The organism is Streptococcus mitis, from assembly GCF_009496205.1.
Taxonomy (GTDB): Bacteria; Bacillota; Bacilli; order Lactobacillales; family Streptococcaceae; genus Streptococcus; species Streptococcus mitis_BN.
Window position 1 is genome coordinate 13,934 of sequence record NZ_WIJO01000026.1, and the last position, 13,285, is coordinate 27,218.

Consider the following 13,285-nt stretch of genomic DNA (forward strand, 5'->3'; position numbering starts at 1 on the left):
ACTCTATTTTAAAAACGAAAAAAGCACGACTCAATCGTGCTCATTTTCTTAATCTACATAAGTATCTTCATTTTTATTGAGGAAGGCATATGGAAGACCAACCAAGAGACCTCCACCGATCAAGTTCCCAATGAAGGTTACACCCCAGTGACGAAGCATATTCCCAACACCGAAGTTAGCAATTGAATCAGCAGCAACACTGAATTTTACAATCGCAAAAGAAGCAAAGTTCGCCGCAATGTGCTCGTTTGTTAAGAATACAAACATGTAAATCGCTGACAACACAAGCCAAAGTTTGGCACCACCATCTTTGACCAAAACAAATGAAAGAATCGCAATATTTACGAAAATATTTGCCAAAATCGCCTCAAGCAAGATTAATTCATTTGAACGGCCTAACTTCATCTCAACAACCCCTGAGATGAAACTATCGTGTGTCAGATGTGCATAAGCTGCTGAGTGGGCAAAGCCCCAACCTGCTATCAAAGCCCCGATAAGGTTGAACAAGGTACAGTAAAGTAAAATCTCAGCCGTTTTTCTCCAAGAGATTTTTTTCAAGAAACTACCAGCAGTCAAGAACATCATGTTTGATGTTACCAACTCGGCATTCAAGAAAACAATGTAGGCCAAGCCCCAAGCAAAGACAAATGGGAAGAGGAAGCGTCCACTACCTGGTGCAATTTTATTAATCAAGTCAGCCCCAACTGCACCAGCAGCTGTACTGAAGGTCAAAAATGCACCTGCAAACATAGAACGAATCGCATACTTAAATTTACTTTGGCTATAAAGACTTTCCTTCTTCTTGCAAGCAAATTCAATCTTTGAGATAAATTCTGAAGAAACCATAATAAACTCCTAAAACTTTTATTTGTGATAATTATAACATAAAACAGATATAATGAAAAGCCTTTCCTAATTGTATTTTTGATAAATTTAAAAACCCAGCAATCGTTTACATTGTTTTAATAACAAGCTTTTAGAATTTTTAATTATTAGAATATAAAGATTGCATGGAATAACTTTTATTCTATTTAATATATTTTGTTGTTACAATTTACAAAACGATTTTCGCTGCAAACCTATTTTGTAAAAGAAAAAGAGAGAATCGTTCTAATTCTCCCTGATACACTAACTCTTCTTAATCAACATATGTATCTTCATTCTTATTTAGAAAGGCATACGGTAAACCAATCAGAAGACCTCCACCTATAAAGTTAGCAATAAAGGTTACACCCCAATGTCGAAGGATATTTGGAAGATCAAAGTGAGGTACTTGATCAGCAATCATGCTGAATTTCATAATACTAAAGGAAGCAAAATTGGCAGCGATGTGCTCATTGGACAAGAAGACAAACATGGAAATAGCTGATAAAATAATCCATAGTTTGGCAGTACCATCTTTGACTAGTATAGATGAAAGAATGGCAATATTTACAAATACATTGGCAAGAATTCCCTCAAGCAGGACTAAATCACTTGGACGCGCCAATTTCTTGGCTACAAGCTTAGGAAGGAAGCTATCATTGGTCAAATGGGAAAAGGCTGACGAGTTGGCAAAGGCCCATCCAGCCACCAAGGCACCAATGAGATTAAACAAAGTACAATAGAGTAAAATAATCATTGCCTTTTTCCAATCAATCTTTTTCAAAAATGCACCTGCTGTTAAATACATCATATTGGAAGTTACCAATTCTGCATTTAGGAAGACAATATAAACCAGCCCCCAAGCAAAAACAAATGGGAAAAGGAAATACCCACTACTTGGAACAATACTATTAAGTAAATCTGCACCAATAGCGCCGGCAGCTGTACTGAAGGTTAAAAAAGCACCTGCAAACATAGAACGAATTGCATACTTTAACTTACTTTGCTTGAAAAGACTTTCTTTCTTGTGGCAATAATAATCAATCTTCGAAATAAACTCTGACGAACTCATAAACGTCTCCTATTTTTTATACTTAGTATTATAGCATAAAATATTAAAATAGGTAATTATTTTTAAAAAATGATAATATTTGTATTGATTTATCATTACTTAGCATGCTTATAAAGCAATATAAAAAGAAGCAGTAAAATAAAATGTTTACTGATTCTTTAACTATTAATAGCGCTGTTTATATGGTTGATTGAAAGCTGTTAGAATTTCTTCAGGTGTTTGTGAATAGTCTTTTGTATCTTTCAAATCACCTTTTACGATAATACGCTCTGTCGCATCATAGTCCACACAGGTTACAAGCGTGATTTCATCAACACCACTACGATCATCAATCTCATCGACGCGATCTGGTGTCACATGCTTCACTTCACGGATTTCATAGGTATAAACTTTATTCTTATCAGTTAGATAAATTTTCATTCCATTTTTAGCGCGTGCCAGTGGAGAAAAGAGCATTTGACTGGCATTTTCTGCTGTAAAGATGTGATGGCTCGCAAGGGAATAGTTTCCTTTCCCCATCACTTGATCACGCTTCATTGTACCAGCTCCATAGAAAAGATTGACATTATCAAGTCCCTTAAAAATAGGTAAGTTAATTTCTACCTCAGGGACAGCAATTCCACCGATAACAGGCAATTTTTGCGAATCCCATTGTGAGGATAAAACAGCTTCTGACGAGATGGCTTTTACGGAATCAAAGTCAAAATTCCCTTCTGTATCTTGATTTTCTTCCAATTTTTCTTTTGATACCTGGCTGACTTGGTATTTATTGGTATTCCAAACCATGAACATATCACGAATTTTTGAATTGAAAATCAAAGCTATTGACAAGATGATTAAGAATCCTGCCAAGATATTGATTAGTAAATTTTTACGGTCTGTTTTCTTTTTGTTCTTTTTATGAGACATTATGCTTCACCTTCTGTTTCGTTTTCTGTCCCAACTTCTTCTTTTTCTGCTGCTTCAACCGTAGTAAAGGTTACAATTTTAGCATCTTGGTCTAGGCGCATCACTTTAACTCCCATAGTTGAGCGACCTGTTTGTGAAATATTGTCAACGTTGGTTCTAATCATGACACCTGTATCAGTGATAATCATCAAATCTTCATCACCTTTAACGGTCATAAGTCCAGCAAGGGAACCATTCTTTTCCGTAATTTTAGCGGTTTGCATCCCTTTACCACCACGACCTTTTGTTGGATATTCGGTCGCAACTGTGCGTTTACCAAATCCTTTTTCTGTGATGATAAGAACCTCATCCTGGTCTGTTATCACACTAGCACCAACAACTGTGTCTCCGTCACGAAGGTTAACGCCTTTCACACCAGTGGCGATACGACTCATGCCACGAACAGCTGATTGATTAAAGCGAACTGCATAACCAAACTTGGTACCAATGATAATATCCGTATCTTCTTCCGTCAACAAGACATTAATCAACTCATCTTCATCTTTGAGATTCAGTGCTTTAAGTCCATTCTGACGAATATTAGCGAATTCCTTAACGCTGGTTCTCTTCACAATACCATGACGAGTTGTGAAGAAAAGATAAGCATCATCGCTGCGTTCAGATTCAACATTGATGATGGTCTGAATACTTTCACCTTCATCCAATTTCAAAAGATTGACAATTGGCAATCCCTTAGCAGTACGGCCATACTCAGGAATTTCATAGCCTTTCAGGCGATAGACACGTCCTTTATTTGTGAAGAAGAGTAAATGATCATGAGTACTAGTTGACACTAACTCTCGGACAAAATCGTCATCCTTAACACCTGTTCCTTGAACACCGCGGCCACCACGTTTTTGAGCAGTAAACTCAGCTTGGTCCAGACGTTTAATGTAGCCTTTGTTAGAAAGCGTAATTAAAACATCCGATTCTTCAATCAAGTCCTCATCTTCAAGGCTCAAGACTTCACCGACCATCAACTCTGTACGACGTTGGTCGCCAAACTTACGCTTAACTTCATCCAATTCGTCTTTGATGATTTGAGACACACGTTCCGGCTTAGCAAGAATATCTGCTAAATCCGCAATCAGAGCCAAGAGGTCATCATACTCAGACTGAATCTTATCGCGTTCCAAACCTGTCAAACGACGAAGACGCATATCAAGGATAGCCTGACTTTGACGTTCAGAAAGCTTAAACTTACTCATCAACTCAGCTTGTGCTTCCGCATCTGTTTCACTAGCACGGATGATACGAATCACTTCATCGATATGGTCTAGTGCGATCAAGAGACCTTCTAAGATATGAGCACGCGCTTCCGCTTTTTCCTTATCAAAACGTGTACGACGAACAACCACTTCTTTTTGGTGCTCGATATAAGCATCCAAAATCTGACGAAGAGACAAAATCTTCGGTACCCCATTTTGAATCGCCAACATATTAAAACCAAAGTTGGTTTGCATCTGGGTCATCTTGAAAAGATTGTTGAGGATAACATTGGCTGAGGCATCGCGCTTAACTTCGATAACAAATCGAACACCTTCACGGTTTGACTCATCACGTACCGCTGTTATGCCCTCAATGCGTTTTTCCTGAACCAAACGAACAATATGCTCATGCACCTTTGTTTTATTGACCATATAAGGAAATTCTGTTACAACGATACGCTCACGACCAGTCTTAGTTTCTTCAATTTCAGTACGTGAACGAAGGACAATAGAACCTTTACCTGTTTCATAAGCCTTATGAATACCTGATTTCCCCATAACAAGAGCACCAGTAGGAAAATCTGGCCCAGGCAAGACTTCCATCAAGTCCTTAGTGGTCACTTCAGGATTGTCCATAACTAACTTCACTGCATCAATGGTTTCACCCAAGTTATGAGGCGGAATATTGGTCGCCATCCCAACGGCAATACCAGTTGCTCCATTGACCAAAAGGTTTGGAAAACGTGCAGGCAAGACCAAGGGTTCACGTTCATTGGCATCATAGTTATCGACGAAATCAACCGTATTCTTATTGATATCTCGAAGCATTTCTAGAGCAATCTTGCTCATACGTGCTTCAGTATAACGCTGGGCGGCAGCACCATCTCCATCCATGGAACCAAAGTTTCCATGCCCATCTACAAGCATGTAACGGTAACTCCACCATTGAGCCATGCGGACCATTGCTTCATAAATAGAGGAATCCCCGTGTGGGTGGTATTTACCCATGACGTCCCCTGTAATACGAGCAGATTTTTTATGGGGTTTGTCTGGAGTAACACCCAATTCATTCATTCCATAGAGAATCCGACGGTGAACAGGTTTCAAGCCATCTCGAACATCAGGAAGAGCCCGCGCTACGATAACACTCATGGCGTAATCGATAAAGCTCGTCTTCATCTCCTTTGTCAGATTGACATTCACTAAATTTCTATCCTGCATTAATAAATGCCTCATTTCACTATTAGTAATTAATAATATTATACCATAATGTCCGCTATATTTCAGGTATCTAAAATCACTAAAACGTTTACATCAAGAACTGCAAAGCATATCCGTGACAAAGCTTTTTAAAAGTGATAAAATTAAAATAACTGGGGAAATCCCTGAATAAAATTAAGGAGATGTTTAGAATAATGACTTCAACTAAACAACACAAAAAAGTTATCCTTGTCGGTGATGGTGCTGTAGGTTCATCTTACGCATTTGCTCTTGTTACTCAAGGAATCGCACAAGAACTTGGTATTATTGAAATTCCTCAATTGTTTGAAAAAGCAGTTGGTGACGCTGAAGACCTTAGCCACGCCCTTGCATTTACTTCACCAAAGAAAATCTACGCTGCTAAATATGAAGACTGTGCGGATGCTGATCTTGTTGTTATCACAGCTGGTGCTCCTCAAAAACCAGGTGAAACTCGTCTTGACCTTGTAGGTAAAAACCTTGCTATCAACAAATCAATCGTAACACAAGTTGTTGAATCAGGTTTCAAAGGTATCTTCCTTGTCGCTGCTAACCCAGTTGACGTCTTGACTTACTCAACTTGGAAATTCTCTGGATTCCCTAAAGAACGTGTTATCGGTTCAGGTACTTCACTTGACTCAGCTCGTTTCCGTCAAGCACTTGCTGAAAAAATCGGTGTTGATGCTCGTTCAGTCCATGCCTACATCATGGGTGAACACGGTGACTCTGAGTTTGCTGTTTGGTCTCACGCTAACGTTGCAGGTGTTAAATTGGAACAATGGCTACAAGCTAACCGTGACTTAGATGAAGCTGACCTTGTAGAACTTTTCATCTCAGTTCGTGACGCTGCTTACTCAATCATCAACAAAAAAGGTGCTACATACTACGGTATCGCTGTAGCCCTCGCTCGTATTACAAAAGCAATCCTTGACGATGAAAATGCAGTTCTTCCACTTTCTGTATTCCAAGAAGGTCAATACGGTGTTGAAAACGTCTTTATCGGTCAACCAGCTATCGTTGGTGCACACGGTATTGTTCGTCCAGTAAATATCCCATTGAACGACGCTGAAACACAAAAAATGCAAGCATCTGCTAAAGAATTGCAAGCTATTATTGATGAAGCATGGAAAAACCCAGAATTCCAAGCTGCTTCTAAAAACTAATTATAACTAGGTTCTCATTTCATAGGAACCTCAGACCGAAGACAAACATCATTTTAGTGTTTGTCTTTTTTGTATTCTCTACGCTACTATACTTAAAATAAGTTGAAACATCTATAAAATACTTTTCAATGCAAAATAAAAAAGCTTTCCCACCCTTTTTTCCGTGCTTTTTCCGATCTAAGTCAATCTAAACTTCCAGTTGCTCACTTATAAAATTAGCTTGATTATCTAACACTTGGTAAGTATATTTGTGGTTATTGGATTCGATTAAATCATAGATGAAGGAAAATCGAGAACTGACTCAACCTGACGAAGAATATAGTCTTACGGAACGAGTTCCTCTAGCGTGTAATAATCAACATGATTGCAATCTTAGTCTCGTTTTTTTATGAAAAATGGCAAACATCTCACAACTTTTCTTACCTCTATTTTGCGATTTCACACAAAGAAAAGCCCTTAGAAACTTTTAGTCTAAGGACTTTCTATTCAATCTGTCACTTATGAAATGAGAACTTTTTCTTTTACTATAAAGTCTAAGATTGTACTTTTAAAAATATTACTTATCTCACTTCTTATGTCTTATATTGGAAACTCGAATACAAACACAACAACTCAAATATACTCTCATCATACAATAGATAAAATAGCCTTTAGATTTTATTATCAAAAATGATTAGATACAGTTTTTAAAAATATATTCTTACAATCTCTCAAATAGTTCTTGCATTTGCACATCATCTGGAACCAGTTTTAAGTAAGTTTGAGCATTGACTTTTGCTTCCTCAAAGTCGCCCAATTCACGTAAGAGATAGATATAGTGTTCCAGAAACTCTGGATTGTCCTTCAAATCACCTGCCAACTCTTGGTAATGCTCATAGGCAGTATCCAAATCATCCATTTCTTGATAAGAACGAGCAATCATCCACTTAGTCAAAAGATTTTCTGGTTCCTCGCTCTGCAAGTCTAGAATATCCTCATAACGCTCCTGCTCTAGATAAATAGTTGCCAAACGAAGCAAGATTTCTTCTGTATCCTCAGCATCTTCTTTTGCAGTAAGAAGATAATTTTCTGCTCCGCTAGCATCATGTAATTCATAAGAGAATTGTGATGCAGCCAACAAGAGACGAGTTTCAAAGGGATTTTTCTCTAAGCCTTGCTTAGCGATACGCAGGGCTTCTTGAACTTGATGCTCCTTATGTAAGGCCTGACTGTAACCATACTCATATCCCTCAAAGTCAGGTGAGATAGTATCGAGCTGCTTAAAGTAGAGGACAGCTTTTTGGTATTCTTCTTGATCAAAGTAAAGACTGGCCAACTCAAAAGCTGTTAGGTCATCATATTCCAACTCTAGGGCTTTTTCTAAAAACTCTGTAGCCGTTTCAAATTTTCCTAACTGAGCATAGGCAAAGCCAATTCGTTGATAGGTAGAAATGCCTGTTTGCTCATAAATAGTACGATTATCTAACTGAGCATAGCCTTGAATAGCCTCTTGGTAATTTTCCAACTCACTATCCAACTCTGCTAATCCCAATATCAAGAGAGGATCTTCTGAGTAGTTCAAAGCCTCCAGCAATTTCTCACGCGCCACATCTGTCAAACCTTCCAGCTGGTAAAGGTCTGCCTTCAGAGCCAAAGCCGAAACATACCAGTCACTGTCAGGTTGAATTTCCTCTAGGTAAGCAAAGGCTTCTTCGATTTGACCATCCTCGCTAGCAATTGCTGCTAGATTAAGATTAACCTCTGGAAAATCTTCTACAATTTTCAGGTAAATTTCCTTGGCCTGAGGATAGAAACCAATTCCTTCTAGATAAGTGGCTAACTCATAAAGAAGGTCACTTGGATCACTTTCTAACGCTTTGACGAAATAATGCTCAGCCTTAGTTAAATCTTGTTCCTCCAAAGCCTGCAACATCTGTTGACTATTGTTCACTCTTGACTTCCTCTCCCTCTAGTTCATATAGACCACTGACTATCTTATACCATTCAAAAATCGCCGAAATGACAACCTTAGCAGAGGCATAAACTGGAATACCGAGTAAAACTCCCCAAATACCAAACATGGATCCTGAAGTTAACAAGACAAAAAGTACATTAATGGGATGGATGTTTAATTGACTTCCCAAAATCAATGGAGAGACAAAACGGCCTTCGATTGTTTGTTCTACGATAAAGACAATCACCACTTTCAACAGCATGACTGGCCCAGCAATCAAGCCCAGAACTAAGGCAGGAAGCATGGCTAGGAAACTACCGAGATAAGGAACTAGATTTAAAATACCAGCAGTAACCCCCAACGTAACTGCATAGCGTAGACCAATAATCTTGAAGAAAATCATAAACATTACCGCTACAATAATAGCCACTGTTACTTGCCCTCTAACATAGTTAGACAACTGCTGATTCACATCTGATAGAACTTGTCCAACAGGTTCTTTCAATTTCGTTGGCATGAATTGGGTCAAATAGTGACGTAGTCCTTTTCCATCACGTAAGAGATAAAAGAGCATGAAAGGAACGATAATCAAGGCAACAATCACTTGAGAAGCCCCGCTAATAAAGGCGCTCGCCCAGTTGACTGCTTGAGATGAAACCTTACTTGCCCAAACTGTAGCCTGACTTGAGAAGTTTGTCAAAACTTGTTCTAACTGAGGTCTGAAATCATCTGGTAAACGCTTAGTTACCAGATCATCAATAACCCTGTCAGCATCTTCAAGGTAGACTGGAACATTCCTTGCAAAACTTAAAACCTGACGTTGTAGATTTGGAATAGCTACTGCCAAGCCCCAAATGATAAAGAGAGCGATGATGACAAAGACAATACTAATCGCTATAACACGATTGATTTTGTGTTTCTCCATCCAATCAACAATAGGATTTAACAAATAGTATAGTAAACCAGATAGAATGACTGGCAACATCACGACTGCCAAAAAGTCTAAAACAGGTGAAAATAGAAAACTAATCTTACTTAAAATAAACAGATTCAGTCCCAATAATAAAGTTACCAAAAATACCGTAATGGCCTTGTTATCCAAAAACCACTTGAAAAACCAAGATAGGCTAAAATGTTTCTCTTTTTGCTCCATAAATACTTCCTTTCTATTGTTCTCTCATTATACCATTTTTAAATCAAAATAACTCTTTTTTAAAGTGCTTACATGGAGACAGCGACATAAAAAATCCCCTCAAAAGAGGAGATTCGATTAGTCTTGAATATGACGGTCTAAGTTCTTCTGATAATCAGCATTGGATTTGCCTTTTTCATCAGCAAATTTCTTGCGGAACTCATCCATTTCTTTGGAAGTGACAATCTTATCTTGGAGTTTAAGATATTTATAACTGTTATCTCCTGTTTTGTCACCAATCCAACCATCAGCACCACTACCTAATACTTTCTTCGTTACTAACATTTGGGCACCGTCTGAGTGTACAGGAATAACTAGAGCACTATCTGTTAACCAAGCTTGCGCCTTAGCATATTTAGAATAACGTTTTTGCAGATCTGTTTTTTCACTATTTGCATCATCAATCAATCCTTTGTATTTATCCAATCCAACTGTTTTAATGGCTTGATTGTCTGTTCCTGGTGCTACACCAAGAGAGCCGAGGAGACTTGGACCTGAAGTTGGATCAAATACATCTAGATAAGTTGATGGGTCTGCATAATCCGGACTCCAACCACTATTAACATTAATGTCCCAATCAACATTATTATTTGATGTTGCTAGAACAGTCATGTTTCCCAATTCATCATCAGAAACCTGTTGAATATCAACAACTACATTTTCAGAGCCCAAGGCTTCTTCAATGGATTGTTTATAAGACTGAGCTTGATGGATAAAATCTGTCTGAGTCGATGAAACTGGAAGATCTAAATGAATCGGATACTGCACTCCATCAGCTTGAAGAGTTTTCTTAGCAGATTCAAACTTAGCTTTAGCCTTGTCTACGTTATGAAGTGAATCTTGGGCATCATCAAGACTGACATCTTTCCAGACATTATCCAATTTATCCAATTCTGTCTTAGTTACTTGACCAAACGATTGGTCTCCAACTTGTACAAATGTTGGAGGAGTGAAACTTGTACGTAGTTTACGAGGTGCCACTTCATCTCCAAACACCTGAGAAACAGCTGCTTTACGATCTGCAGCAAATGCCAAAGCTTGACGGAATTCTTTATTTAACAAAGCTTTTTTTGTAGATGATTTTTCTGCATCACTTGTTTTAGCAGTATGATTGTATGACACACGATCAATATTAGTAGACATATAGAAGACGCCACCTCTTTGTTGACCATATACAATATTATCCTTGTATTTTTCTTTTAGACGTTCATAGTTGGCAGAGTTTTTAAAGAGTGGAGCAGCTGGATAATGTCCCTCATCAAAACCGCGTCCTAGAGAGTCTGCATCTTGACCATCAAAGAATGATAACTTGATATCATCAATAAAGACATTTTGCTTATCCCAATAATTTTGGTTTTTAGTCATTTCGATAGAAGACTTAGATGTAAGACCCTTGAGGAGATAAGGACCGTTGTAGAGAATGCTCGTAACATCAGTGGTCTTACCAAAATCATCTCCTTTAGAAGCTAAAAAGTCTCCACTCACGGGAGCAAGGACTCCCATTGTTGTTTTTGAATTCCAGAAAGATTCTGGATGGTTCAAAGTATAAACAACAGTATAATCATCTGTTGCTTTCACACCTACGGTTGAGAAATCTGTTGTTTTCCCATTTACATAGTCATCCAATCCTTTGATAGAATCCTGTACCAAATAGAGAGCCTGTGATTTCTTATCAGCTGCATGCTTCAGACCAGTTACAAAATCCTGAGCCTTAACTTCACCATACTCCTCTCCCTCATTGGTATACCACTTGACACCCTGACGGATTTTATAGGTATAGGTCAAACCATCTTTGGAAACAGTCCAATCTTCTGCAACTGATGGGACCAGATTCCCATATTGGTCATTTTCTAATAATCCATCAATAACATTACCTGTAATCTGTTTAGTGCTGACATTACCAGAAACTGTATAATCCAAAGTAACAGGATCTAATGAGAATACATAGGCATAAGTAACTGGTTTAGTTGCTTGTTTAGTTGCTTCTTTATTACCATTACCAGATGAACACGCTACTAGCACTGCTGCCGAGAGTACAGCAACTCCTGCTGCTAAGAAAACACGTTTTTTCATAGTTAAACTCCTTTGCAATTTGTATAAGATTATTATAGCACTTTTATTAAGTAAATCAATGAAAACATTTCTAATATTATCATCAAAAGAATTAGGTAAAGCTCTTGCTAATCTTGATTTCTTTATACTTCCATTTTTGTGATATAATAGTCTTATCTTTTGTATAGAGGTAAAGTTATGAAAAAAACTGTTTATTTTGGAACTTATACACGTCGGACTTCCCAAGGGATTTACAAGGCAGACTTTGATACAGAAACTGGTCAGCTTTCAAATCTAGAACTTTTTGCTACTGAGCCAAGTCCAACCTACCTTGCCTTTGACCAGCACCAACATTTATACACTGTTGGTAGTCAAGACGATAAGGGTGGAATTGCAGCATATCAAACTAATGGTAACTTATTAAATCACGTCGTTGAAGAGGGAGCCCCCCACTGTTATGTTGCCGTTGATGAAGAGCGTGATTTGGTTTACGCGGCAAACTACCACAAGGGACAGGTCCTTGTTTATAAACGTCAGGAAGATGGTCGTCTTGTACTTAGTGATATTGATCAACACAGTGGCCAAGGTCCACATGAAAATCAAGCTTCTCCACATGTTCACTATACAGATTTAACACCTGACCACTATCTAGTGACCTGCGACTTGGGAACAGACCAAGTTATCACTTATGATTTTGATTCAGAAGGAAAATTATCTAAGCTCTATACCTATCATAGCCAGCCAGGAGCAGGCTCACGCCATATTATTTTCCATAACCATTATAAAATCGCTTATCTCATTTGTGAACTCAATAGCACTATCGAGGTTCTAATCTACGATGGTGTTGGTGAATTTGAACGCATGCAAGTCATTTCAACTCTACCAGACGGTTACGAAGGCTTTAATGGTACTGCTGCCATTCGTCTCTCTAAAGATGGTAAATACCTCTACGCCTCTAACCGTGGTCATGATTCTATCGTAGTATATACAATCCTTGCGGACGGTAGCTTAGAGTTGTTAGAAATCGTTCCGACACATGGTCAGACTCCACGTGATTTTGATTTGACACCAGACCAAGAATTCCTTATTGCTGTCCATCAAGACTCTGACAATGCAACTGTCTTTAAACGCAATACTGAAACTGGTCGTCTAGCAGAACTCTCAAACGACTTCCATGTTCCAGAAGCAGTCTGCATCAGTTTTGCTAATTAACACAATTATAACTATCCATCTAACGGATGTTACACACCAGAGAAGACAAACATCATTTTAGTGTTTGTCTTTTTTATATTTTCAAAACTACTCCACTCAAAATAAGCTGAAATCTTTCTCAAAACACTTTTCAATGAAAAGTAAAAATGCTTCACAGCCATCATTTATTTTTCTTACATCTTACGGAGCTAGTCGGATTAATAGTCACATAATGAAAAAAGATCCTGGGACAATAGTCCCTTATTTCCAAAAAAAGCAACGGATTTGCCGTTGCTTTTTTTGCATGGTTACGATAGTCTTGGTAAAATAGAATTGCTTAATAAATCATTTAGAAAGGCCATCCCATGCATATTCACTATAACACAAATCAAACAACTTTACCACTAGAAATCAGTTCTTTCT

9 protein-coding genes and 1 pseudogene are annotated in these 13,285 nt (G+C 38.1%); 2 read left to right on the forward strand and 8 right to left on the reverse strand.

From position 1 onward, the window contains the following. Nucleotides 1-48: 48 nt before the first annotated feature. From GEZ85_RS05755 to gyrA, 4 genes are all read right to left on the reverse strand, one after another. Nucleotides 49-846, reverse strand: a complete 798-nt coding sequence (locus tag GEZ85_RS05755; RefSeq protein ID WP_045606724.1) for a formate/nitrite transporter family protein — start codon at nt 844-846, stop codon at nt 49-51. Nucleotides 847-1,138: 292 nt separating this feature from the next. Next, nucleotides 1,139-1,936, reverse strand: coding sequence for a formate/nitrite transporter family protein (locus GEZ85_RS05760; protein WP_153209711.1), 798 nt, complete (start codon nt 1,934-1,936; stop codon nt 1,139-1,141). Between the two features lie 165 nt (nt 1,937-2,101). Further along, nucleotides 2,102-2,845, reverse strand: a complete 744-nt coding sequence (locus GEZ85_RS05765) for a class A sortase (RefSeq protein ID WP_153209712.1) — start codon at nt 2,843-2,845, stop codon at nt 2,102-2,104. Then, entirely contained in the window at nt 2,845-5,313 is a 2,469-nt protein-coding gene (gyrA, locus tag GEZ85_RS05770) for a DNA gyrase subunit A (RefSeq protein ID WP_153209713.1), read from the reverse strand. Before gyrA ends, GEZ85_RS05765 begins: the two co-directional genes overlap by 1 nt. A gap of 194 nt (nt 5,314-5,507) precedes the next feature. Here gyrA and GEZ85_RS05775 point away from each other — a divergent pair, with 194 nt between their 5' ends. After that, nucleotides 5,508-6,494, forward strand: coding sequence for an L-lactate dehydrogenase (locus GEZ85_RS05775; protein WP_033683534.1), 987 nt, complete (start codon nt 5,508-5,510; stop codon nt 6,492-6,494). A gap of 700 nt (nt 6,495-7,194) precedes the next feature. Here GEZ85_RS05775 and GEZ85_RS05780 read toward each other — a convergent pair. The 3 genes from GEZ85_RS05780 to GEZ85_RS05790 form a co-directional block, all read right to left on the reverse strand. Further along, a complete protein-coding gene (locus GEZ85_RS05780) occupies nt 7,195-8,424 on the reverse strand; it encodes a tetratricopeptide repeat protein (protein ID WP_322741432.1) in 1,230 nt (409 codons plus the stop codon). Beyond that, nucleotides 8,414-9,580, reverse strand: coding sequence for an AI-2E family transporter (locus tag GEZ85_RS05785; RefSeq protein ID WP_153209714.1), 1,167 nt, complete (start codon nt 9,578-9,580; stop codon nt 8,414-8,416). Before GEZ85_RS05785 ends, GEZ85_RS05780 begins: the two co-directional genes overlap by 11 nt. A gap of 117 nt (nt 9,581-9,697) precedes the next feature. Continuing rightward, nucleotides 9,698-11,692 (reverse strand): peptide ABC transporter substrate-binding protein, encoded by a 1,995-nt coding sequence (locus GEZ85_RS05790; RefSeq protein WP_060628026.1) that lies wholly within the window; start codon nt 11,690-11,692, stop codon nt 9,698-9,700. Nucleotides 11,693-11,869: 177 nt separating this feature from the next. Here GEZ85_RS05790 and GEZ85_RS05795 point away from each other — a divergent pair, with 177 nt between their 5' ends. Next, a complete protein-coding gene (locus tag GEZ85_RS05795) occupies nt 11,870-12,883 on the forward strand; it encodes a lactonase family protein (RefSeq protein WP_153209715.1) in 1,014 nt (337 codons plus the stop codon). Between the two features lie 197 nt (nt 12,884-13,080). Here the strand turns inward: GEZ85_RS05795 and GEZ85_RS10540 are convergent. Then, a pseudogene (locus GEZ85_RS10540) lies at nt 13,081-13,267 on the reverse strand (hypothetical protein). Nucleotides 13,268-13,285 lie beyond the last annotated feature (18 nt).

Coding starts and splice junctions, on each gene's coding strand:
- GEZ85_RS05785 (WP_153209714.1), bottom strand. CDS start 9,580: ATGGAGCAAAAAGAGAAACATTTTAGCCTATCTTGGTTTTTCAAGTGG.
- GEZ85_RS05760 (WP_153209711.1), bottom strand. CDS start 1,936: ATGAGTTCGTCAGAGTTTATTTCGAAGATTGATTATTATTGCCACAAG.
- GEZ85_RS05775 (WP_033683534.1), top strand. CDS start 5,508: ATGACTTCAACTAAACAACACAAAAAAGTTATCCTTGTCGGTGATGGT.
- GEZ85_RS05795 (WP_153209715.1), top strand. CDS start 11,870: ATGAAAAAAACTGTTTATTTTGGAACTTATACACGTCGGACTTCCCAA.
- gyrA (WP_153209713.1), bottom strand. CDS start 5,313: ATGCAGGATAGAAATTTAGTGAATGTCAATCTGACAAAGGAGATGAAG.
- GEZ85_RS05790 (WP_060628026.1), bottom strand. CDS start 11,692: ATGAAAAAACGTGTTTTCTTAGCAGCAGGAGTTGCTGTACTCTCGGCA.
- GEZ85_RS05755 (WP_045606724.1), bottom strand. CDS start 846: ATGGTTTCTTCAGAATTTATCTCAAAGATTGAATTTGCTTGCAAGAAG.
- GEZ85_RS05765 (WP_153209712.1), bottom strand. CDS start 2,845: ATGTCTCATAAAAAGAACAAAAAGAAAACAGACCGTAAAAATTTACTA.